This window comes from Salipiger sp. CCB-MM3 (assembly GCF_001687105.1).
GTDB lineage: Bacteria > Pseudomonadota > Alphaproteobacteria > Rhodobacterales > Rhodobacteraceae > Salipiger.
Genome location: NZ_CP014595.1, coordinates 26,615 through 46,912, shown reverse-complemented (window position 1 = coordinate 46,912; position 20,298 = coordinate 26,615). Strand labels below are relative to the sequence as shown.

23 protein-coding genes are annotated in these 20,298 nt (G+C 66.2%); 9 read left to right on the top strand and 14 right to left on the bottom strand.

The window, feature by feature from the left end; genetic code table 11:
* Nucleotides 1-145 precede the first annotated feature (145 nt).
* The 4 genes from AYJ57_RS00220 to nifE are packed head-to-tail and all read right to left on the bottom strand — an operon-like array spanning nt 146 to nt 4,028.
* The gene (locus AYJ57_RS00220) at nt 146-619 is read right to left on the bottom strand and encodes a NifX-associated nitrogen fixation protein (RefSeq protein ID WP_066099571.1); all 474 of its coding nucleotides are present in this window, start codon (nt 617-619) and stop codon (nt 146-148) included.
* A complete protein-coding gene (gene nifX, locus AYJ57_RS00215) occupies nt 619-1,101 on the bottom strand; it encodes a nitrogen fixation protein NifX (protein WP_083191103.1) in 483 nt (160 codons plus the stop codon). The genes AYJ57_RS00220 and nifX overlap by 1 nt, the downstream gene beginning before the upstream one ends.
* Nucleotides 1,076-2,461 (bottom strand): nitrogenase iron-molybdenum cofactor biosynthesis protein NifN, encoded by a 1,386-nt coding sequence (gene nifN, locus AYJ57_RS00210; protein ID WP_066099568.1) that lies wholly within the window; start codon nt 2,459-2,461, stop codon nt 1,076-1,078. The genes nifX and nifN overlap by 26 nt, the downstream gene beginning before the upstream one ends.
* A gap of 1 nt (nt 2,462) precedes the next feature.
* Nucleotides 2,463-4,028: a nitrogenase iron-molybdenum cofactor biosynthesis protein NifE gene (gene nifE, locus AYJ57_RS00205; protein ID WP_066099567.1), complete on the bottom strand. Its 1,566-nt coding sequence runs from the start codon at nt 4,026-4,028 to the stop codon at nt 2,463-2,465.
* A gap of 229 nt (nt 4,029-4,257) precedes the next feature.
* On the opposite strand from nifE, the gene AYJ57_RS00200 reads away from it, so the two are divergent.
* A complete protein-coding gene (locus tag AYJ57_RS00200; protein WP_066099565.1) occupies nt 4,258-4,689 on the top strand; it encodes a DsrE family protein in 432 nt (143 codons plus the stop codon).
* A gap of 115 nt (nt 4,690-4,804) precedes the next feature.
* On the opposite strand, the gene nifK is transcribed toward AYJ57_RS00200, so the two are convergent.
* The 9 genes from nifK to AYJ57_RS00155 form a co-directional block, all read right to left on the bottom strand.
* Nucleotides 4,805-6,343, bottom strand: a complete 1,539-nt coding sequence (gene nifK / locus AYJ57_RS00195; protein WP_066099562.1) for a nitrogenase molybdenum-iron protein subunit beta — start codon at nt 6,341-6,343, stop codon at nt 4,805-4,807.
* Between the two features lie 119 nt (nt 6,344-6,462).
* Nucleotides 6,463-7,971 carry a nitrogenase molybdenum-iron protein alpha chain gene (gene nifD / locus AYJ57_RS00190; RefSeq protein ID WP_066099560.1) on the bottom strand — a complete coding sequence of 503 codons (1,509 nt, stop codon included), beginning with the start codon at nt 7,969-7,971 and terminating at the stop codon, nt 6,463-6,465.
* Between the two features lie 80 nt (nt 7,972-8,051).
* A complete protein-coding gene (nifH, locus tag AYJ57_RS00185; protein WP_066099558.1) occupies nt 8,052-8,936 on the bottom strand; it encodes a nitrogenase iron protein in 885 nt (294 codons plus the stop codon).
* A gap of 271 nt (nt 8,937-9,207) precedes the next feature.
* The gene (locus AYJ57_RS00180) at nt 9,208-9,771 is read right to left on the bottom strand and encodes a flavodoxin (protein WP_066099556.1); all 564 of its coding nucleotides are present in this window, start codon (nt 9,769-9,771) and stop codon (nt 9,208-9,210) included.
* A 184-nt stretch (nt 9,772-9,955) separates the two neighbouring features.
* Complete coding sequence (locus AYJ57_RS00175; protein ID WP_066099555.1) at nt 9,956-10,501, bottom strand: peroxiredoxin; 546 nt, start codon at nt 10,499-10,501, stop codon at nt 9,956-9,958.
* Nucleotides 10,502-10,540: 39 nt separating this feature from the next.
* Nucleotides 10,541-10,912, bottom strand: coding sequence for a 2Fe-2S iron-sulfur cluster-binding protein (locus AYJ57_RS00170; RefSeq protein WP_066099553.1), 372 nt, complete (start codon nt 10,910-10,912; stop codon nt 10,541-10,543).
* A gap of 8 nt (nt 10,913-10,920) precedes the next feature.
* Nucleotides 10,921-12,075 carry an FAD:protein FMN transferase gene (locus AYJ57_RS00165; protein ID WP_066099552.1) on the bottom strand — a complete coding sequence of 385 codons (1,155 nt, stop codon included), beginning with the start codon at nt 12,073-12,075 and terminating at the stop codon, nt 10,921-10,923.
* Nucleotides 12,072-12,566, bottom strand: a complete 495-nt coding sequence (locus AYJ57_RS00160) for a SoxR reducing system RseC family protein (RefSeq protein WP_066099550.1) — start codon at nt 12,564-12,566, stop codon at nt 12,072-12,074. Before AYJ57_RS00160 ends, AYJ57_RS00165 begins: the two co-directional genes overlap by 4 nt.
* A gap of 43 nt (nt 12,567-12,609) precedes the next feature.
* Nucleotides 12,610-12,897 carry a 2Fe-2S iron-sulfur cluster-binding protein gene (locus AYJ57_RS00155; protein ID WP_066099547.1) on the bottom strand — a complete coding sequence of 96 codons (288 nt, stop codon included), beginning with the start codon at nt 12,895-12,897 and terminating at the stop codon, nt 12,610-12,612.
* Nucleotides 12,898-13,220: 323 nt separating this feature from the next.
* On the opposite strand from AYJ57_RS00155, the gene rsxA reads away from it, so the two are divergent.
* The 8 genes from rsxA to AYJ57_RS00115 are packed head-to-tail and all read left to right on the top strand — an operon-like array spanning nt 13,221 to nt 19,650.
* Nucleotides 13,221-13,802 carry an electron transport complex subunit RsxA gene (gene rsxA, locus AYJ57_RS00150; protein ID WP_066099545.1) on the top strand — a complete coding sequence of 194 codons (582 nt, stop codon included), beginning with the start codon at nt 13,221-13,223 and terminating at the stop codon, nt 13,800-13,802.
* A gap of 25 nt (nt 13,803-13,827) precedes the next feature.
* On the top strand, nt 13,828-14,388 hold the full coding sequence (locus tag AYJ57_RS00145; RefSeq protein WP_066099542.1) for an RnfABCDGE type electron transport complex subunit B: 561 nt from the start codon (nt 13,828-13,830) through the stop codon (nt 14,386-14,388).
* A complete protein-coding gene (gene rsxC, locus AYJ57_RS00140) occupies nt 14,385-15,941 on the top strand; it encodes an electron transport complex subunit RsxC (RefSeq protein ID WP_066099540.1) in 1,557 nt (518 codons plus the stop codon). Before AYJ57_RS00145 ends, rsxC begins: the two co-directional genes overlap by 4 nt.
* Nucleotides 15,938-17,017: an RnfABCDGE type electron transport complex subunit D gene (locus AYJ57_RS00135; RefSeq protein ID WP_066099538.1), complete on the top strand. Its 1,080-nt coding sequence runs from the start codon at nt 15,938-15,940 to the stop codon at nt 17,015-17,017. The genes rsxC and AYJ57_RS00135 overlap by 4 nt, the downstream gene beginning before the upstream one ends.
* Nucleotides 17,014-17,667 (top strand): RnfABCDGE type electron transport complex subunit G, encoded by a 654-nt coding sequence (locus AYJ57_RS00130; RefSeq protein WP_066099536.1) that lies wholly within the window; start codon nt 17,014-17,016, stop codon nt 17,665-17,667. Before AYJ57_RS00135 ends, AYJ57_RS00130 begins: the two co-directional genes overlap by 4 nt.
* Nucleotides 17,664-18,401 (top strand): electron transport complex subunit E, encoded by a 738-nt coding sequence (locus AYJ57_RS00125; protein ID WP_066099534.1) that lies wholly within the window; start codon nt 17,664-17,666, stop codon nt 18,399-18,401. The genes AYJ57_RS00130 and AYJ57_RS00125 overlap by 4 nt, the downstream gene beginning before the upstream one ends.
* A complete protein-coding gene (locus AYJ57_RS00120; protein WP_066099532.1) occupies nt 18,398-18,670 on the top strand; it encodes an RnfH family protein in 273 nt (90 codons plus the stop codon). The genes AYJ57_RS00125 and AYJ57_RS00120 overlap by 4 nt, the downstream gene beginning before the upstream one ends.
* Complete coding sequence (locus AYJ57_RS00115; protein ID WP_157373877.1) at nt 18,667-19,650, top strand: FAD-dependent oxidoreductase; 984 nt, start codon at nt 18,667-18,669, stop codon at nt 19,648-19,650. Before AYJ57_RS00120 ends, AYJ57_RS00115 begins: the two co-directional genes overlap by 4 nt.
* 24 nt (nt 19,651-19,674) lie before the next feature.
* Here the strand turns inward: AYJ57_RS00115 and AYJ57_RS00110 are convergent, their stop codons facing one another.
* Nucleotides 19,675-20,148, bottom strand: coding sequence for an Lrp/AsnC family transcriptional regulator (locus AYJ57_RS00110; RefSeq protein WP_157373875.1), 474 nt, complete (start codon nt 20,146-20,148; stop codon nt 19,675-19,677).
* Between the last annotated feature and the right edge of the window lie 150 nt (nt 20,149-20,298).

Sequence of the window (20,298 nt, the reverse complement as noted above, 5' to 3'; positions counted from 1 at the left end):
GGGTTCGTTCTGGGGTCCTTTCGGTGGGGTCAGCCCGCGCAGAAAGCGCGAGGCAGGCGTACGTCCGGCGGGGCGGCGCGCGACCAGCGGCGGCAGGTTCACCACGGGTTTCGCGGCGGGCAGCGGGGCGATGCGGATCATCGCCTCAGCCCTTCGCGGCGTCGGGATAGGTGTCGATGATCTCGGCGGCGCTCTCGACCAGCTTTTCCCCCGCCTCGGCAAGCTTGGCCCATGTCTCGAAGCCAAAGCGATGCACGTCGCGCAGATGCTTGGAGACCACCACCAGCTTGCCCGCGATCAGCACGATGCGGCCAAAGCCCTCGTGGCTCATCTTCTGCATCTGGCTGGCCATGCAGCCGGTCTTTTTCTCGATCATCAGCCCGACCGCATCGTAGAACTTGCCGATGCGCCACATGACGTCGGGATCGGGATCGCCGATGATCGGGATTTCGCGCCGCTCTTCGCGGGTCACGATGAACTCATCCATCAGCTCGGCATCGGACTTGCCGTCCCACTGCCCATAGCTGTCCTCGGCGCGGATCACCGCGGCGAGCTGGGTCAGGAATTCGCTTTGCACCATGTCGCCCCCGCGCGGGGCCTCTAGGGTATCCGAGACCATCAGGCCCACTCCTCTTCATCCATGAAATCGGGTTTCTGAAACGTGCCGAGTATCTTGCGCAGGAATGGCGGCGGGGTGCCGCGCAGCATCTCCTGCGTCTGGGCCAGCACGTCGCTGATCGGCTCGGGGTCCTTGCGCTTGATCGGATGGATCCCGGCTTTCACCACTTTGGCCGCCGAGGGCCCGCCGATGGCCAGCGCAAAGAGCAGCGCGCAGCCCTCAAGCGCCTCGACCTTGGGCGTGATCTTGTCATCCTGATCGTCGTGCTTGCCCTTCTGGCCGGTGACATTGTCGAAGGCATGCGCCTCGATGAACCGAAAGCCGCTTTGCCAGACCTCGTAGATCGCGAACTTCTTGGCGCTGCCGAAATGCGCGCCGAGGGTTTCCATGTCGTTGGTGGCGATGGCGATGCGCAGGGGCGTCTCGCCCGGCGCAGGTCCGTCTGAAGTGGCGCTGTCAATGACGCGCAATGTGCGGGACATGATCGAACTCCTCTGGGATGGGGGCGGCGCCAAAGTCTTCCGGCGTCGCACGGTGATGTTGCGCCTGCATGATGTTGGCGAACTCGTAGAGAAAGGCGCGGCTGCCGCGATAGCCGACGCGGCAGACATCCTGCGCGCCGATGCGGTCGAAGATCGGGAAGCCCACGCGCATCAGCGGCAGATGCAGCGCCTCCGACAGATGCCGGCCGTGGCTGTGGGTGAGCAGGATCTGCGCCGCGCCCGCCTCGGCACCGCGCCTGAGGTCGCCCAGATCACCCAGCACCACCTCGTCGCAGGGCATCCGGTCAAAAAGCGGCGAATGCTGCGAGGTGGTGACCGCCGCGACGATCTCGGCGCCCATCGAGGTAAGCGCGGTCGACAGCGAGAACAGCAGGTCCGGATCGGCCCCGAGGGCCACCCGCACGCCGCCGGTGTGGAAATGCGCGTCCAGCGCCGCATCCACCAGCCGCGCACGGTCGCGCTTTACCGAGGGCGGCGGATCGGCAACGCCCGAAAGCGCCATGAGCGTGCGCACCAGCGCGTCCACCGGCTTTAGCCCGGTGACCGACTGGAACACGCGATACGGCACCATGGCGCGATCCTCGATGATCTGCGCCGCTTTGCGCATGCTCTCGCCGATGGCCAGCGTGAAGGCGCTGCGCGCCGCCTCGGGGATGCGCGCCACCGGCGTGCCGCCTTGGGTGGCGCCCGACCAGTCGTCGCTCACATGGCCGTCGAGCGAGCCCGAGATGTCCGGCAGCACCAGCGGCTCGAGCCCGAAGGAACGGATCAGCCGCGTCAGCTCGTCGATATCGCCGGGCGTCAGATGCGCCCCCGCAAGCAAGGTGACCTGCCGCAGATCCACGTCGCGCTCGGTCACCCGCGGCACCAAATCAGAAACGATGGCTTCCACCGCCTTGGCCCAGCCATCCTGCAGCGCGCCGTCGAAATCGGGCGTCGAGGCATAGACCACTTTAGTATCTGCAAAATCCTCGCGCCGCTGCAGGATCAGCCGCAGATCGCCCGGCACATCCTCGCCCCGCGTCTCGGTGAGCGCGGTCGAGGCGATGCCGATGAACTCCGGCGCGCTCTTCTTGCGCAGGTTCTCGATGGCTTCTTCGATCTGATCGGCGCCGCCAAGAATGGTCGAGACCTCGTTCATCGCCGTGGTCTGCAGCGGCACCGCCTCTTTGAAGTGGCGCACGAGGTGGACCATGGCAAAGGCGGTGCAGCCCTGCGATCCGTGAAACAGTGGGATCGCCCGGTCGATCCCGAGATAGGCCAGCGCCGCGCCCAGCGGGGCCGAGCTTTTCAGCGGCATGGTCGAAAGCGCGCGCTTGGGATGGGTCAGCTTGGCCATGTCAGCAATCCTCGAAATCGGTGGTGGAGGAGGTGAAGCCTGCGACCTCCACCGGCGCGGCCAGGGCAGCGCCCGAGGGCGGCAGCGGCGGCACCAGCGAAACCGCCCTGCCCGTTCCGGCGATCCCGGTGACCGGGCACTCTCCACTCAGCGGCGGCAGGGTGCGGGTCTCGGTCAGCGGCGTCTCCCATGGCGCGGGCGCGCGCAGCTCTTCCCACATCGGGTTGTTCACCGCGCGGTCGATGGCGCGCAGCAGATCGACCATCCCCATGTAGCCCGCATAGGGCTCGTGCTTTTCCTGGTTCACATCGACCCAGGGCATGCGCGCCTTCAGCGCGACGAACTGGCTACGCCCGCCGGACATCAGCACATCGGCGCCCGCGTCCTTGAGCAGCCGGTACATGTCCTTGGGCGCCATATTGTCGAACATATGCTTGTCGTCGCCCATGATCTCGGTGACGCGGGCCTTGTCCTCTTCGGTGGCCTTGCGGACCGAGGTGCCGATCACCTCCATCCCCAGCTCCTGCAGCGCCGCCACCACCGACCACGACTTGTGCCCGCCGGTGTAGAGCAGTACCCGCCGCCCCTCGACCCGCGCGCGGAAGCCTTCGAGCCGCGCCCAGACCGCCGCCTCTTCATCGGCGATCAGCGCCTCGCAGCGGTCCAGAAGTTCGGCGTCGGCGCCCTGCTCCACAAGGATGCGGCACATCTCGCGCAGCGAAGCGGAAGTATCGGAGATGCCGTAGAAAGACCCCTCGAACCACGGCACGCCATGGCGTTCCTCGAGCTTGCGGGCGACGTTGATCAGCGCCTTGGAGCAGACCATCATCGTCACCTTGGCGCGGTGCATATAGGCGACCTGCTTGTAGCGCGCATCCGCCGCCAGCGAGCCGAGGATGCGGATCCCCAGCTTGTCGAGCAACGGTTTGACCTGCCACAGCTCGCCCGACAGGTTGTAATCGCCGACGATATTGATGTCGTAGGGGGTGAGCGTCTCGGGCTCCAGCGTGCCGATGACGTGATCCAGCATCGCCTCGCCCGCCAGCTTGTTGCCGAGGTTCTTGGAGCCGACGAAGCCGGGCGCGTTGACCGGAATGCAGGGCGTGCCGAATTTCTCGGTGGCGGCGCGGCAGACCGCGTCGATGTCATCCCCGATCAGCGCCGGCACGCAGGTGGCATAGACAAAGACCGCCGGCGGCGCCTCGGCCTCGATCACCTCGCGGATGGCGCGGAAGAGCTTGCGCTCGCCGTGCCCCATGACGATGTCGAGCTCGCTCATGTCGGTGGTGAAGCCGGTGCGGTAGCGCTCGGATCCCGAAGAGGCCGCGCCCCGGTTGTCCCAGCCATTGCCCTCGCAGGCCAGCGGCGCATGCACCAGATGCGCCACGTCGACGATGGGCTGCAGCACGATCTTGGCGCCGTCAAAGGCGCAGCCCCCCGCCGCCGCGCCCGGGGTCAGCGGCTTGGCGCAGCCCTTCTTGCGCTGCTGCTCGGACTTCGAGACGTTGGTGCCGCAGGCGGGCTCGTCAAAGACATCGGCGATCTTGTCTTTCAGGGCATCGGCCATCTTGGGGTCTCCTCGCGCGGGTTCGAGGTATCCAAGCAAGCGCCGTGCCATCCGCCATTGGCCTCTGTTTTCAAGGGCACGCGAGGCCTTACCGGGGCGTGAAGCGCCTGTAGCTTTCCCGACAATGGGGCATCCGAAACGCTGGGCACTATCCTGAGGCCGCGCAGAAGGCGCTATCAAAACAATGCATTCGAATGTATGATTTTAGTGTCTTAGGGAGGAGACCAACATGATCAGGAGAACCGCGCTCGCCGCCATTCTGGCGGCTGCGCCTGCAATGGCCATGGCAGCAGGAAAAACCCATCACGTGGCGATCCACGTCGATCAGAACGAGCCGCATGTGCTCAATATGGCGCTCAACAACGCCCAGAATCTCGCGGCCTATTATGCCGAGGTGGGTGATGAGGTGGTCATCGAGATGGTCGCCTACGGGCCCGGCCTGCACATGCTGGTCGAGGGCAAGAGCCCTGTGAAGGACCGCATCGAGACCATGTCGCTGGAACTGCCGATCACCTTCTCGGCCTGCGCCAATACGATCGCCGGGATGGAGAAGAAGACCGGCGAGAAAGTCGTGCTGCTGGAAGAGGCCAGCGTGGTGCCCTCGGGCGTGGTGCGGCTGATCGAGCTTCAGGAAGACGGCTACGCCTACGTGCGGCCCTAAGGGGCGCGGTGCCTCGCCCGGCGGCTTCGCCTTGATCACGGGCGTGTCGGGGCGACGCCAGAAAAACACCGGCCGCGGTCTCCCGCGGCCGGTGTCCTGTTCGCCCTGCCCCTAATCAGCGGGTCAGGTCGTAGCTGTAGTCGGTCTCGCCCGGTACGATGGTGTCGTCGTCGAGCTTGTCGAACACCGTATCCAGCAGCTTGACCAGCACCGTCAGCGCGCCTTGATACCCCATGGTCGGGAAGCGGTGGTGGTGGTGGCGGTCGAAGATCGGGAAGGCCAGACGGATCAGCGGCGTGCCGGTGTCGCGCTCGAGATACTTGCCGTAGCTGTTGCCGATCAGCATGTCGCAGGGCTCGGTGTTGAGGAACGAGCGCATGTGCCACAGGTCCTTGCCCGCCCAGACCTGACCCTGCTTGCCGAAGGGCGAAGAGGCCAGAAGCGCTTCCATCTTGGCGGCCCACTTCTTGTTGCCGTTGGTGGCAAGGCAGTGCACCGGCTCGCCGCCCAGTTCCATGACGAAGCGGGTCATGCCGTAGACGAAATCGGGATCGCCGTAGATCGCGAAGGTCTTGCCGTGCAGCCACGCTTGGCTGTCGGCGATGGCATCCACCAGACGGCCACGCTCGAGCCGCAGTTCCTCGGGGATCTCCTTGCCGGTCAGTTCCTGCACTTTCATCAGGAACTCATCGGTGCCCTGCACACCCATCGGATAGTGCAGCGCGGCGGTCTCCTGCCCCTTGCCCGCGATATATTCCAGCGTCTTGGGGCTGCAGTATTCCTGCATCGAGATCGTCGCCTTGGCGTTCAGCGCCGCCTTGGCCTCGTCGAGCTTGGTGCCGCCATCATACATGCGGAACTCGCCGTCCGAGGGCGTGTCGTAGACGTCTGAGACATCCGACAGGAAGCTGAACTCGACGCCCATGGCATCCAGCATCTTCGTGATCTCGCGGTTGTTGGCGACGGCGAACCCGTCGAAGCCGGGGATGATGTTGATCTTGTCGGTTTCGGTGCGTTCCTCTCCTTCCCAGAAGTGGCTGATGATGCCCTTTTGCATGTTGTCATAGCCATCGACGTGGCTGCCGACGAAGGCCGGGGTATGCGCGAAGGGCACGTCGAAATCCTCGGGGACCGATCCCTTTTCCTTCGACTGGATGATGAAGGAGTTGAGGTCGTCGCCGATCACCTCGGCCATGCAGGTGGTGCTGACCGCGATCATCTTGGGATCGTAGAGCGCCTTGGCGTTGGCCAGACCGTCGACCATATTGACCAGCCCGCCAAAGACCGCCGCATCCTCGGTCATCGAGGACGACACGCAGGAGCTGGGCTCCTTGAAGTGGCGCGACAGATGCGAGCGGTAATAGGCGACGCAGCCTTGGCTGCCGTGCACGAAGGACAGCGTCTGCTCATAGCCTGCGGCGGCAAACACCGCGCCGAGCGGCTGGCAGGCCTTGGCGGGGTTAACCGTCAGCGCCTCGCGGGCAAGGTTCTTCTCGCGGTATTCCCACGATTTGGTCCAGTCACCGATCTCGGTGACCAGCTCGTCGGGATGGCCGCATTCGAACTTCATCTTCTTGTTGGCCAGCATCTCCTTGTATTCGGGCTGCTGGAAGAGCGGTGCGTGGTCGAGCACCTTGTCGCCGGACTGGGGCATGGATGTATTCCTTCTGTTGGCCGTCCGCATTCCGAGACGCGCCTGTTGAGGGGATCATGTGGGAGGGGCGCCGGGGGACCGGGAGCAATGGCCCCCCGGCGCTGGGAAAACGCGAAGGGTTACTCGGCGGCGATGGCCTGACCGGCTTCCCAAGGCGCGTCATAGAGGTTCCAGACCGGCGAGTTCACCGCCATGTCCATGTCGCGGGCGAAGATCGCGAAGCCGTCATAGCCGTGATACGGGCCGGAGTAGTCCCAGCTGTGCATCTGGCGGAACGGGATGCCCATCTTCTGCACCGGGTATTTCTCCTTGATGCCCGAGCCGACGAGATCGGGGCGCACGCGCTCGATGAACTTCTCCAGCTCGTAGCCGGTGACGTCATCATAGATCAGCGTGCCTTCCTTCACGTAGTGGCCGGTGCGCTTGTAGTCGTCGCCATGGGCGAACTCATAGCCGGTGCCGGCGATGACCATGCCCAGATCGTCATAGGCCGTCACCACGTGGCGCGGACGCAGCCCGCCCACGTAGAGCATCACCGATTTGCCTTCGAGGCGCGGCTTGTATTTGGCGATCACCTCGTCGACCAGCGGCTGATACTTGGCGATGACCTTCTCGGCGTTTTCCTGAATGGTCTCGTCGAAGTTCTTGGCGATGGCGCGCAGGCTCGCGGCGATCTGGGTCGGGCCGAAGAAGTTGTACTCCATCCAGCCGATGCCGTGCTTCTCCTCCATGTAGCGGCAGATGTAGTTCATCGACCGGTAGCAGTGGATGAGGTTGAGCCGGGCCTTGGGGGCGCGCTCGATCTCGGCCAGCGTCGCGTCGCCGGACCAGTTGCCGACCACGTTGAGGCCCATCTCTTCGAGTAGGATGCGCGAGGCCCAAGCGTCGCCGCCGATGTTGTAATCGCCAATGACGTTCACATCGTAAGGCCCGGGCTCATAGGCCTTTACCGCGTCGCTTTCTTCCTGTTCGAACACCCAGTCCCGCACCGCGTCATTGGCGATGTGGTGACCCAGCGACTGCGACACACCGCGGAAGCCTTCGCAGCGAACCGGCACCATGGTCTTGCCGGTTTCCTTCTTCTTCTGGCGGGCGACCGCTTCGATGTCGTCGCCGATGAGGCCGATCGGGCATTCCGACTGGATCGTGGTGCCGTTCGACAGCGGGAACAGCTCGTTGATCTCGTCGATGGTCTTGGCCAGCTTCTTGTCGCCGCCAAAGACGATGTCCTTTTCCTGGAAATCGGTGGTGAACTGCATCGTCACGAAGCTGTCCACGCCGGTCTTGCCGATGTAGTAGTTGCGGCGCTGCGACCACGAGTACTGCCCGCAGCCCACGGGGCCGTGCGAGATATGCACCATGTCCTTCACCGGTCCCCAGACCACCCCTTTAGAGCCCGCATAGGCGCAGCCCCGGATGGTCATCACGCCCGGCACGGACTTGACGTTGGATTTCTGAGTGTCGCATTTCGACGCGATCCCGGTGGTGGCATCGGGCTCTTCTTCCGAAGGCTTCGACACCGTCAGGTGCTTGGCGCGGCGTTTCTTCGCCTTGGCCGGATAGGCTTCGAGGACTTCCTCGATCATCGCCTCATAATCTTCCGGCCCGTTTGCGTGATCCTTGGCCATCCTTTTGGCTCCTCTCACTGATTTCCGGGGGGATGGAGGCCGCAGCGCGCGGCCTCCGGTGGCTCTGGGGTCGGGCCGTCTCAGCCGGCCTGCGCTTCGGAGGCAGCGATGGCTGCGAGACGCTCTTCCTCGGACTGCATGATGCCGAACTCCATCAGCATCTCTTCCAGCTCGTCCATGGTGACCGGGGTCGGGATCACACCCTTGCCCGAGTTCTCGTGGATCTTCTTGGCCAGCTGGCGGTACTCGTCGGCCTGCTGGGACTCGGGCGCATATTGCAGCACCGTCTGGCGACGCAGTTCCGCGTGCTGCACGATGTTGTCGCGCGGCACGAAGTGGATGAGCTTCGATCCCAGCTTGGCGGCCATCGCTTCGGCCAGTTCCAGTTCCTTGTCGGTCTGACGCTCGTTGCAGATCAGGCCGCCAAGGCGCACACCGCCGGAGTTGGCGTACTTCAAAATGCCCTTCGAGATGTTGTTGGCGGCATAGAGCGCCATCATCTCGCCGGACATGACGATGTAGATTTCCTGCGCCTTGTTCTCGCGGATCGGCATGGCGAAGCCGCCGCAGACCACGTCGCCGAGCACGTCATAAGAGACGTAATCGACATCGTCATAGGCGCCGTTTTCCTCGAGGAAGTTGATCGAGGTGATCACGCCGCGACCGGCACAGCCGACCCCCGGCTCGGGGCCGCCGGACTCGACGCATTTGATGTCCTGATAGCCGACCTTGAGCACGTCTTCGAGCTCGAGGTCCTCTACCGAGCCCATCTCGGCGGCAAGGTGCAGCACGGTGTCCTGCGCCTTGGAGTTGAGGATAAGGCGGGTGGAGTCCGCCTTGGGGTCGCAGCCGACGATCAGGATCTTCTGACCCATTTCGACCAGCGCTGCGAGGGTGTTCTGCGAGGTGGTGGACTTGCCGATCCCACCCTTGCCGTAGAAGGCGATCTGACGAAGTTCGCTCATAATCGGTTCCTTTGGTTGCTTCGTTCGGTGTCATGGTCGAGACGGTGCGCGACCGCGCTCGATGAGTAAGAAGCAGGGAGCGTGCCAAGCCGAAGAAATCACGAAGGTGGTTTACAATCAGAGGCTTACGAAGATTTTTGGAGCTTGGAGCAAAGCCGACAAAAGCCGACAAAGACCGACAGTCGCACCCCATATTCGCACTGCCCCAAAAAGGACGCGGCCCCGAACCATCGGAGCCGCGCCATAACGGGTGTTGGAGGGAAAGGCCGGATCAGGCCGCGTCGCTGGCCGCAGAGGCCGGCAGGCCGAAGGTCTCGGCGATGCTCGCCAGCCAGCCCGCGAGCCGCTCTTCGGTCAGCATGGATTCATTGTCGAGATCGAGCGCCAGCCCAAGGAAGTGATCGCCGTCGACCGCCATGGACTCCTCGAAGCCGTAACCTTCGGTCGGCCAGTAGCCGACCATCTTGGCACCGCGCTCTTCAAAGAACTCATGCAGAAAGAAGACGGCGTTGATGAACTCCAGCGGATAGGTCACCTGATCGCCAAGCCCGTAGATCGCGATGGTCTTGCCCTCAAAGCTCTGCTCCTCGAGCTTGGGCAGGAACTCTTCCCAGCTTTCACTCTCGGCATCGGCGCTGAGGCCGGGCAGGAGCCCGTCGCCCAGCGTCGGCGTGCCGAGGATCAGGAAGTCGTAACTCATGAAGTCATCGACCTCGGTGCGGTTGACGTTCAGCGGCTTCGCCATCAGCTCATCGTCGAACTGGCGCTTGATCTGCTTCGCGATCTTGCGGGTGTTGCCGGTGTCGGTTCCGAAAAAGATGCCAATCTTGGCCATGGGCTGCATTCCTTTGTCTGGATGTCGGATGCGCGCAGCACCCATCCGCCGCGCGGGGCGGCACTGCGCCTGCCCTGATCCAGCAAGCCGCGTGCCAAGTGGCCCTCGCCGCCCTGAGACGCGAACACCCCGCCAGCATGGGCGGGGTGTTGAAGGCGGTTCCAAAAGGGGGGCGGCGCGCGCCCTACTCCGCGGCCACCGCTGCGGTCTCGAGATAGGCAAGCAGAGTGTCCGGCGAGCTCTCGCCGTAAGGATCGTCGGGGCAGTTGTCCATCAGGCCGGGCTCTTCGAACCACGCCTCGACCACGCCGTCATTGACGATCGCCGCATACCGCCAAGAGCGTTGACCAAAGCCAAGGTTGTCCTTGCCGACCAGCATCCCCATGCGCCGGGTGAACTCGCCCGAGCCGTCGGGAATGACCTTCACATGCGCGATCCCCTGCGCGCGCGCCCATTGGTTCATCACAAAGCTGTCGTTGACCGACAGGCAATAAATCTCGTCGATGCCAAGGTCGCGGAACCGGGCGAAATTCTCCTCGAACCCGGGCAGTTGGTAGGTTGAGCAGGTGGGCGTGAACGCCCCCGGCAGCGAGAAGAGGATCACCCGCTTGCCCTTGAAGTAATCGGCGGTGGTCATGTCCTGCCAGCGAAACGGGTTGGGCCCGCCGACGCTCTCGTCGCGCACCCGCGTGCGAAAGGTGACATTCGGCAGCTTCATGTTGGTTTTCATCTGTCGCTCCTGTGATTGGGTGTTTGGGTCGTGCGTGGCTCAGTCCGAGCCGCCCGGCGCGCCGCTGAAGCGCACCAGCACATCCTCGTTGCGCGCGATGAACTGGCACGCCAGCCGGTAGCGCGGCGGCATGTCGTTGACCTCGGCGTTCTCGATCTCTGCCGGGGTCAGCTTCGAAAGCTCCTTGAGCCGCGCCTTTTCCTTTTCGGTCAGGGCCAAGCCCATCGCGGGCTTGTCCTCGAGCGAGGTCACTTCGATCAGGCACGACCCGCAGTCGCCATCGCCGCAATCAAAGGGGATCGGGATCTCATGCTCTTTGGCGAGCGCGAGGATCGTCGCGGTGTTGCCGGCGACGGCGTAGACGGTTTTGTCGCGTTGCATGATCGGGGATTGGAAGGTGATATTGGCCATGGCTGTGCTCACTTGCTGTGTGGAAGGAAGGCCACCCGCGAAGGGCCGCTCTTTCGGATTTCAGCAAAACTCATGCCAGCCGGTGCGCAGTGGCGCGCAATCGCGGGCGGCAGCGGCACTTCGGTGATCTCTGCCGGAAAGCCATCGCCGACCGGCGACAGCCGCGCGCGCATCCGAGGGCTCGCGAACATCCGCCCGGCCTCGTCGATCAGCAGCACCGCATCCACGCCCATGTCAGAGGCGACCTGCGGCCAGTCCTGCGCCCCGGCAACCGACAGCGCGGTGGCCGCCGCATCGGCGCGGCTTGGGTCGCTGTCCAGCACCGTGACCGAGACGATCTGCTGGACCGGCCAGCCTGTCTTCGGGTCGATGATATGCGCGAAACGTGTGCCGGAGTACTCGAAGTATCTCTCGTAATTTCCTGATGTGTATAGGCTTTCTCCAGGTTTCAATGCGACAGAGGCGACCGCTCCCCAGACAAAGGGATCGCGGATCGCCACCCGCCAGGGCCGCGCGCCATTGCCGCCGCTCACCGTGACGTCGCCGCCCGCGTTGAGCACCGCGTTCTCGATCCCGCGCGCGTGCAGCACGGCCACCGCCTGTTCCAGCGCCGCGCCCTTGGCAAAGCCGCCGAGGTCAAGCTGCACGGCCCGGTTGGTCGAGCGAACGCGTGTGCCGTCTAGAATGAGATCGGTCATCTTTGGCTGCGCTGCCCGCAACGCGGCGATCCGCGCTGGGTCCGGTGGCGCGCCTTCCGGCGGCGTGTCCTGATGGAAGCCCCAGAGGCCGATCAACGCGCCAATCGCGGGCTCGAACCGCCCGCCGCTGGCACAGGAGAGGTCCCGCGCCCGCGACAGCGCCGAGGCCAGATTTGGCGGCACCGAGGCAGGCTCTCCGCTGGCCAGCGCGGCGTTGAGATCGCTCAGCGCGCCCGATTGCCATGCGTGCCAAGCGCCGTGCAGCCCTTGAAGCAGCTGCGCCACGTCGCCCGCCGCCGCCCGTGCGCGCGCGGGCCGCTCGCCCTGAATGACGATCTCGACAAGCGTGCCGAAGACATAGACCGTCTCGCGATATTCGCCGCCGCGCCCCGTTCGCAGCCCGAAGCCAAGCGCCGCCACAAGCAGCACCGCCAGCGCCCACAGTCGCAGGGCGCGGGCACTCATGCGCGCGATCTGGCCGGGATGATCCGCTCGATCCTGATCCCCGCTGCCAGCCGTCCGCGCCGCTCGCTGGCGCGAAACGGCAGGAAGGAGACGGCAAGCGCGGGGATGCAGAGCGCCGCGGCCAGCGCGTCCGAGATCCCCAGCGCGCTGCACAGGCTGACGCAGAGGACCAGCATCAGCACCGGCAGAAGGTACATCAGCCCCGCCGCCCCGAGAAAGGCCGCAGACGGCATGACCACCACCGCGCTGTCACCGGGCTGTGCCGGTCCCGCGTGGGGCAGCACGAGCCGCTCGGTGCGATGGGTCTTGCGCGCGGCGGCCATCTCGGTCAGCGCGTGCGGACCGCAGGTCTCGCGCACCGCGCAGGCGGCGCATCCGGCGGTGCGTCGCAGTTCCAGCTCGATCTGACCGTCGCGGGCGCCGATCACCCGCAGGGTCTCGCGCAGGAAACCCGGCGTATCGCTGGGGCTATTGCTTTCGGTGGTATCCATCTTCGGCCCTCCAACTTCTGACATTTCGCCCAACCGCCGACCGTCAGCCCGGCTTCACCTTCACCGCGCCGCCCAGCACCTGACACTGGCAGGCCAGCCGGTCGGATTGCCCGGCCAAGTTTTCGCGCAGGACCCGAAGCTCCAGCGCGGAGGGGTCCGACAGATGTTCAGAGCCCTCGAGCACATGGGTGATGCAGGTGCCGCAGTCGCCCTCGCGGCAGCCGAAGACGATCCCCGCCCCCACTTTTTCCGAGATCTCGATGATCCGCGTGCCCGCAGGCACGGTCACCGTCAGATCGACATCGGTGAACGTCAGACTTCCTTTGGTCATGGCGCGGGTCTCCCTCTGGCGGCGCGCGTGTCACGGCGTGTGCCTCAAAGCCAAGCAAGTGCCGTGCCAAGTCTGTGAGCGCCTGCACCTTCAGCGCCGGCCCCCGCGCCCCGTGGGCCCATCCGCCCCCTGTCCGACATTTTGTAGCCATTGCGACAGCGGCGACGCGCAGGCGCCACGAATGCCAGCCACCCCACAGAAACCACACGGAAACCACACGGAAACCACACGGAAACGACGCGCGAAATCCGCTTGGCACGGGCCTTGCTTCACCCTCTCCACCGCCGCCCCGCAGAGGCAGAGACGCGGCAGAGGAGACCAAGATGAGCGAGATTTTCCTGATCCTGCTGGGCACCGCGCTGGTGAACAATGTCGTGCTGGTGAAGTTCCTCGGGCTCTGTCCCTTCATGGGCGTCTCGCGCAAGACCGACGCGGCCATCGGCATGGGGCTTGCCACGACCTTCGTGCTGACCCTCGCCGCCGCCGCCTCATGGGTGATCGAAACCGCGCTGCTGCTGCCTCTGGGCCTGCAATATCTGCGCATCCTCGCCTTCATTCTGGTGATCGCCGCCATCGTGCAGTTCACCGAGGCGGTGATGCGCAAGATGTCCCCGGTGCTCTACCGCGCGCTTGGCATCTATCTGCCGCTGATCACCACAAACTGCGCGGTGCTCGGCGTCGCGCTGCTGAACATTCAAGAAGAGCACAACTTCGCGCAGAGCCTGCTCTACGGCTTCGGCTCGGCGCTGGGGTTCACGCTGGTGCTCGTGATCTTTGCCGGGCTGCGCGAGAAACTCGCCCAGCTTTCGGTGCCCGCGGCCTTTGCCGGGGTGCCCATCTCCTTCATTTCCGCGGGCCTGCTGTCCATGGCGTTCATGGGCTTTGCCGGTCTCGTGCCCAATTGATCCGCCACGTTCGGAGGATACGACCATGCTTGCCGCCGCCGCCACCATGTCTGCCCTTGGCGTGACACTGGGCCTTGTTCTGGGCGTCGCCGCCCGCCGCCTGCAGGTGGACGCCCCGCCCATCGTCGAAGAGATCACCGCCGCCCTGCCCGGCACCAACTGCGGCCAATGCGGCTTTCCCGGCTGCTCGGGCGCGGCGGAAGCCATCGCCGAAGGCGGCGCGCCGCTCACCCTCTGCCCGCCGGGCGGGCGCGACGTGGTGCTGCAGCTGGCCGAGATCACCGGCATTGCGCCGCCCGCGCCGGGCGACATGGCCGACACGACCCCGCGCATCGCCTTCATCTTCGAGGACCATTGCACCGGCTGCACCAAGTGTTTCAAACGCTGCCCGACCGACGCCATCCTCGGCGCGGCCAAGCAGATCCACACGGTGATCCCCGACGCCTGCATCGGCTGCAACGAATGCGTCGAGGTCTGCCCGACCCAAGCGATCCTTCTGCGCAAGAAGCCCCGCACCCTGCGCAGCTGGTACTGGGAGAAACCGCAGACAGCCCAGACCGCCCAGACCGTCCGGAGGCTGGCATGAGCTTTCTGTCGCTCTCTGCCCTGCGCAAACCGGCCCAGCTTTTCGGCATCCGCGGCGGTGTGCACCCCGAGGGCCGCAAGTTCCTTGCCGCCCATTGCGCGATCGAGCCGCTGCCCATGCCCAAGCTCCTGCGCATCCCGCTGCAGCAGCACATCGGGGCCGAGGCCGAGCCGCTGGTGCGGCGCGGCGACCATGTGCTCAAGGGCCAGCTGATCGGCCGCGCACGCGGGCCGGTGTCGGCCAATGTTCATGCGCCCACCTCGGGCGAGATCATCGCGGTGGGCCATTTCACCGCGCCGCATCCTTCCGGTCTGCCGGTGCCGACAATCACCCTGCGCCCCGATGGCGCCGACGAATGGGGCCCGCGCCTGCCGCGCCTGCGCCCCGAGACCGCCAGCCCCGAGAATCTTGCCGCCCGCGTCGCCGAGGCCGGGATCGTCGGCATGGGCGGGGCCACCTTCCCCGCAGCGGTGAAGCTGAACCTGCGCGCGAAATACCAGCTGCACACGCTGATCATCAACGCCGCCGAATGCGAGCCCTACCTCACCTGCGACGACCGGCTGATCCGCGAGCAGGCAGAGGAAGTCGCCGATGGCGCGGCGATCATGGCGCGGGCGCTGGGGGTCTCGCGGCTGATCGTCGCCATCGAGTCGAACAAGCCCGAGGCCGCCGACGCGCTGCAGCGCCACAACCTACCGATGGGCATGCGGCTCGAGATCAAAGTGGTGCCGACGCAATATCCCATGGGCTCGGAAAAGCACCTCGTGCAGACCGTCACCGGGATGGAGACCCCGGCCCGCGCGCTCACCGCCGAGCTGGGCGTGGTGGTGCACAATGCCGCCACCGCGCAGGCGGTGCATGCCGCCGTGCGCTACGGCGAGCCGCTGATCTCGCGCGTGGTCACCGTTTCGGGGCGCGGCGTCGGTCAGCCCGCCAACCTTCGGGTGCTGATCGGCACGCCGGTGGCGGATCTGCTGGAGCATTGCGGCGGCCTGCAGGGCGAGCCGGACCGGCTGCTTCTGGGCGGGCCGATGATGGGCCAGCCAGTGCAGAACCTGCGCGTGCCCATCGTCAAAGGCACCAACGGCGTGCTCGCCCTCACCCGCGCCGAGACCCGCGCCACCGAGCCGCACCCCTGCATCCGCTGCGGCTCTTGCGTGCAGGTCTGCCCCTGCGGGCTGATGCCCTTCGAGATGAACGCCCGCATTCAGGCCGAGGACCTCGACGGCGCGGCGGGTGTCGGATTGATGGATTGCGTCTCCTGCGGCTCCTGCTCGTATATCTGCCCCTCGTCGATCCCGCTGGTGCAGGCCTTCAACTACGCCAAGGGCGCGCTGGCCGAGAGCCAGAGCCGCAAGCACCAGCAGGAGGCCACCAAGCGCCTCGCCGCCGAGCGCACCGCCCGCGAAGAGGCCGTGGCCGAGGCCAAACGCGCCGCCATGGCCAAGCGCAAGGCCGAGATGGCCGAAAAGAAAAAGCGCGACGCCGAGAAGAAGCGCGCCAAGGAGGCCGCAGCCGCAGCCGCCGCCACGGATACGGAGGTCACCAAATGAGCCTTCCTCGCATCATTGCCGGGCCGCACACCCATTCGATGTTCAACGTGCCGCGCACCATGGTGGCGGTGATGGTCTGCCTGACCCCCGCGACGCTCTTTGGTATGGCGCAATTCGGCTGGCCCGCCGCGCTGCTCTTTGCGGTGACGCTGCTGTCGGCGCTGTTGTCCGAGGCGCTGGCCCTGTCGCTCGCGGGAAAACCGCTGCTGCGCGGGCTGTCGGACGGCTCGGCGGTGCTGACCGGCTGGCTGCTGGCGCTGTCGCTGCCGCCCTGGGCGCCGTGGTGGCTGGGCGTCACCGGGGCAGGCATCGCGATCCTGCTGGCCAAACACGCCTTTGGCGGGCTGGGGCAGAACCTCTTCAACCCCGCGATGGTCGCCCGCGCCATGCTGCTGATCGCCCTGCCAGTGCAGATGACCACATGGGTCGCACCGCTTGGCGGTGCCGGTCCCGATCTGGCGCAGGCGGCGGCGATCACCTTTGGCGGCGGCACCGGCTTCGACGCAGTCAGCAGCGCCTCGACGCTCAACCACGTGCAAAGCAGCCTCGACGCCGGGGTGCCCATGGCCGAGATCCTCGCCGGGCTGCCGGACCTGAAAACCCACGCGCAGGGGATGATCTCGGGCAGCCTTGGCGAGACCTCGGCCTATCTGCTGCTTGGCGGGGGCATCGCGCTGGTGCTCCTTCGGATCATCACGCTGGTGATCCCGCTCACCGTGCTGGGATCTGTCTTCATCCTTGCCGCCATCGGCCATGCGCTTAACCCCGAGCATTTCATCCCGCCGCTGCTGCATCTGACCTCGGGCGGGCTGATGCTCTGCGCCTTCTTCATCGCCACCGATTACGTCACCTCGCCAGTCACCGGAGCGGGCAAGGCGATTTATGGCATCGGCGTCGGCGCGCTGATCTTCGTCATCCGCACATGGGGCGCCTTTCCCGAAGGCGTGGCCTTCGCGGTGCTGCTGATGAACGCGGTGACGCCGCTGATCGACACCTATGTGCGCCCGCGTGTCTTTGGCCGCACCCGCGCGGGCAAGCCGCTGCCGCTGACCGACAAGCTGGGAGAGAAGGCATGAGCGACACCCTGCAGCCCAAACCCCCGCGCCTGCGGGCGCTGCGCGACACGCCGCTCGCCGCCGGGCTTGCGCTGGGGCTCTTCGGCCTTGGCAGCGCGATGACGCTGGCGCTCACCGACCAGCTGACCATGGGCCCGATTGCGGCGCGCGAGGCCGAGGACATGCGCGCCTCGCTCTCGCAGGTGCTGACCATGGCGCATGACAACGACCCGGCGCAGAACCCGCTGGCGCTGGCGGACCCCACCGAGGGGCCGCTGAACGTGCATCGTGCCACCCTTCACGGAGAGGTCACCGGCGCCGCTTTCGAGCTGACCGGCTACGGCTATGGCGGCGCGATCCGGGTGCTGATCGGGATCACCCCGGACGGCACGCTAAGCGGCGTCCGGGTGCTGTCGCATGCGGAAACTCCGGGTTTGGGCGACAAGATCGAGGCCGCCAAAAGTGAATGGGTTCAGGATTTTACCGGACGCAGCTTCGCCAATACCGCGCCCGAGGGATGGCACATCGCCCGCGACGGCGGGATCTTCGACCAGTTCTCCGGCGCCTCGATCACCCCGCGCGCGGTGGTGGCCACCGTCGCCCGCGGCCTCGCGCTGTACGAGCGGCAGCGCGCGGCGATCCTCACCGCAGCAGAAGGAGCCAAGCCATGACCGATTACACGCGCATCGCCCGCGACGGGCTGTGGGACAACAACGTGGTCTTTGGCCAGCTCCTTGCGCTCTGCCCGCTGCTGGCGGTGACCGGCACCGCGACCAACGGGCTCGGCATGGGGCTGGCGACGACGGCGGTGCTGATCGCCTCAGGTCTGGCGGTCTCGCTGCTGCGCCATGTGATCACCCCCGACATCCGCATCCCCGCCTTCGTGCTGATCATCGCCTGCCTCGTGACGGCGGTGGACATGGGGCTCAACGCGTTTGCCCATGAGTTGCACCGGCAGCTTGGCCTGTTCATCCCGCTGATCGTCACCAATTGCGCCATCCTTGGCCGCGCCGAGGCCTTCGCCTCGCGCCAGCACCCGATCGCTGCGGGCTGGGACGGGCTGATGATGGGGCTCGGGTTCACCGCCGCGCTGGTGCTGCTGGGGGCGCTGCGCGAAATCCTCGGCGCGGGCACGATCTTTGCCGGGGCTTCGGTGCTGCTCGGGCCGAGCTTTGGCTTTCTCGAGACCACGGTGATCCCCGGCTATCAAGGGTTTTTGCTGATGATCCTGCCGCCGGGCGGCTTTCTGGTGCTGGGCGGCTTGCTGGCGCTGAAGGCGCTGCTCGACCGGCGCAGCACGCAAAGCGCCGCGGGGCGCGGCAGCGCCGACCCGGCGCGGGTGTTCACCGCCGTGGGCGTGCTGCAGCCCGAGCCCGACATGGGAGAAATGGGAGAGAGCGAATGAACGTCGGATGCGCCTATGCCAAACCCACCGCGCAGGTGTGGAAACGCTTCGAGATCGACGAGGGCGCCACGGTGCGCGACGTGATCGAGCGCTCGGGCCTGCTTGGGGAATTCCCCGAGATCGACCTTGCCGAGATGAAGGTCGGCATCTTCGGGACGGTGGCGAAACTCGACAAGCCGGTGAAGGACGGCGACCGGGTAGAGATCTACCGCCCCATTCACCCCGAGGCGGAACTGCTTGAAAAAAAGCAAAAAGGAGACGGATCATGACGCGCCTCACGCGCCGCGGCTTTGGCGCCGCATTGCTCTGCGGGGCCGCGCTCGCCCCGTTCACCCTGCCGGGCCGCGCCCGTGCACTTGTGGTCGGCGGCGGCCCTGCCGGGGCCAGCGCCGCCCTCGCCCTCGCCCGCAGCGCGCCGCGCGCGTCGGTGGTGCTGGTGGAGCGCGATCCCACGCGCCTGGCCCGCGCCGCCAGCCCGGCCTTCGCCCGCCCCGAGGCCGGGCCGACGCTGGCGGAGTTGCAGGCCGCCGGGGTCGAGATCATGATCGACGAGGTGACCGAAATCGACTGGCAACGCGCAGAGCTGCAGGGCTTCAGCGGGCGCAGCACCGGGTTCGATCAGCTTGTCATCGCGCCCGGCATCGCCGCGCTGCCCGAGGAGATCCCCGGCTTTGACGCCGCCGCGCGCCACCGCTTGCCCGCCGCATGGGGCAATCGGCGCGAGGCGCTGCGGCTCTCGGCCCAGCTTGCCGCGCTGCCCGAGAACGGCCACGTGGTGCTGCGCCTGCCTGCATCGGGCCTGAGCCATCCACAGATCGCGCTGTCGCGTGCGCTGACGCTGGCCGATCACCTTGCAAAGCACCGCCCCTCGGCCCGGCTGACGGTGCTCGACGGCGGCGCGGCTGCGGGGCTTGCGGCGACCTTTCACGCGTTGGTCCCCAAGGGGCTCGAGGCGCACTGGCTTGGCCCGCGCGAGGGCGGCATGGTCACCGCGCTCTCTGCGCCCGACGGCTGGATCGAGACCACCGCCGGACGGCTGCACGCGGATGTGGTCAACTTCATCCCGCCGCAGGGGGCGGCAACGCTTGCACGGGCCTCTGGGCTCACCGGCGCCGACCACTGGTGCCCCACCGATGCCGCCGGACGCTCGTCCCTGCAGCCGCAGGCGATCATCCTTGGCGACGCGCGGCAGAGCGCAGCGCGCAGCCTTGCCTCGGCGCTGACGCAGGCGCGCGCGCTGCATATCTGAGCCGAACCGTCGGGGCTGGGGCGATCAGCCCACCAGCCCCGACAAGTCCATGGCATCGCTGTCCTTCAGCGTCTTCAGCACGAAGTCAGAGCGCACCTGCGAGATCTGCGGCATCTGCAGCAGCCGCTCGTGCAGGAAGGTCGAGAAGCTCTCGAGATCGCGCGCGCGGACGTGCAGCACGTAATCGGCATCCCCCGACACCGAAAAGGCCGACTGGATCTCGGGCTGCCGGTCGATCCAGCGCGAGAAATCGCTGTCGGTGGTCTTGTCGTGCACCCGCAGGTTCACCCGCACCACCACCCGTATCCCGAGCCCGAGCCGCCCCGCGTCAAGCCGCGCGCGATAGCCCTCGATCACCCCTGCCGTCTCGAGCGCGGCGCGGCGGCGCGAGCATTGCGAGGGCGACAGGTTCACCACCTGCGACAGCTGCGCATTGGTCAGCGCGCCGTCACGCTGCAGCGCGTCAAGGATGAGACGGTCAAAACGGTCGAAGGCCACAGGGGGCAAACCTCATGCATTCATTTCACATCAGCTACGCATAACACGCACACAGAACGCAAACCATGCACGTTTCACGCAAGCAATCACGCCCAACCGCATGCGATTGCACACAACGTGCAGCCCCCTCGCGCTATCCTGAGATCAGAC

What these genes read in the sequence shown, in the direction of transcription:
- AYJ57_RS00220 (WP_066099571.1), bottom strand. Translation starts at nt 619, where the DNA reads ATGGTCTCGGATACCCTAGAGGCCCCGCGCGGGGGCGACATGGTGCAA.
- nifX (WP_083191103.1), bottom strand. Translation starts at nt 1,101, where the DNA reads ATGTCCCGCACATTGCGCGTCATTGACAGCGCCACTTCAGACGGACCT.
- nifN (WP_066099568.1), bottom strand. Translation starts at nt 2,461, where the DNA reads ATGGCCAAGCTGACCCATCCCAAGCGCGCGCTTTCGACCATGCCGCTG.
- nifE (WP_066099567.1), bottom strand. Translation starts at nt 4,028, where the DNA reads ATGGCCGATGCCCTGAAAGACAAGATCGCCGATGTCTTTGACGAGCCC.
- AYJ57_RS00200 (WP_066099565.1), top strand. Translation starts at nt 4,258, where the DNA reads ATGATCAGGAGAACCGCGCTCGCCGCCATTCTGGCGGCTGCGCCTGCA.
- nifK (WP_066099562.1), bottom strand. Translation starts at nt 6,343, where the DNA reads ATGCCCCAGTCCGGCGACAAGGTGCTCGACCACGCACCGCTCTTCCAG.
- nifD (WP_066099560.1), bottom strand. Translation starts at nt 7,971, where the DNA reads ATGGCCAAGGATCACGCAAACGGGCCGGAAGATTATGAGGCGATGATC.
- nifH (WP_066099558.1), bottom strand. Translation starts at nt 8,936, where the DNA reads ATGAGCGAACTTCGTCAGATCGCCTTCTACGGCAAGGGTGGGATCGGC.
- AYJ57_RS00180 (WP_066099556.1), bottom strand. Translation starts at nt 9,771, where the DNA reads ATGGCCAAGATTGGCATCTTTTTCGGAACCGACACCGGCAACACCCGC.
- AYJ57_RS00175 (WP_066099555.1), bottom strand. Translation starts at nt 10,501, where the DNA reads ATGAAAACCAACATGAAGCTGCCGAATGTCACCTTTCGCACGCGGGTG.
- AYJ57_RS00170 (WP_066099553.1), bottom strand. Translation starts at nt 10,912, where the DNA reads ATGGCCAATATCACCTTCCAATCCCCGATCATGCAACGCGACAAAACC.
- AYJ57_RS00165 (WP_066099552.1), bottom strand. Translation starts at nt 12,075, where the DNA reads ATGAGTGCCCGCGCCCTGCGACTGTGGGCGCTGGCGGTGCTGCTTGTG.
- AYJ57_RS00160 (WP_066099550.1), bottom strand. Translation starts at nt 12,566, where the DNA reads ATGGATACCACCGAAAGCAATAGCCCCAGCGATACGCCGGGTTTCCTG.
- AYJ57_RS00155 (WP_066099547.1), bottom strand. Translation starts at nt 12,897, where the DNA reads ATGACCAAAGGAAGTCTGACGTTCACCGATGTCGATCTGACGGTGACC.
- rsxA (WP_066099545.1), top strand. Translation starts at nt 13,221, where the DNA reads ATGAGCGAGATTTTCCTGATCCTGCTGGGCACCGCGCTGGTGAACAAT.
- AYJ57_RS00145 (WP_066099542.1), top strand. Translation starts at nt 13,828, where the DNA reads ATGCTTGCCGCCGCCGCCACCATGTCTGCCCTTGGCGTGACACTGGGC.
- rsxC (WP_066099540.1), top strand. Translation starts at nt 14,385, where the DNA reads ATGAGCTTTCTGTCGCTCTCTGCCCTGCGCAAACCGGCCCAGCTTTTC.
- AYJ57_RS00135 (WP_066099538.1), top strand. Translation starts at nt 15,938, where the DNA reads ATGAGCCTTCCTCGCATCATTGCCGGGCCGCACACCCATTCGATGTTC.
- AYJ57_RS00130 (WP_066099536.1), top strand. Translation starts at nt 17,014, where the DNA reads ATGAGCGACACCCTGCAGCCCAAACCCCCGCGCCTGCGGGCGCTGCGC.
- AYJ57_RS00125 (WP_066099534.1), top strand. Translation starts at nt 17,664, where the DNA reads ATGACCGATTACACGCGCATCGCCCGCGACGGGCTGTGGGACAACAAC.
- AYJ57_RS00120 (WP_066099532.1), top strand. Translation starts at nt 18,398, where the DNA reads ATGAACGTCGGATGCGCCTATGCCAAACCCACCGCGCAGGTGTGGAAA.
- AYJ57_RS00115 (WP_157373877.1), top strand. Translation starts at nt 18,667, where the DNA reads ATGACGCGCCTCACGCGCCGCGGCTTTGGCGCCGCATTGCTCTGCGGG.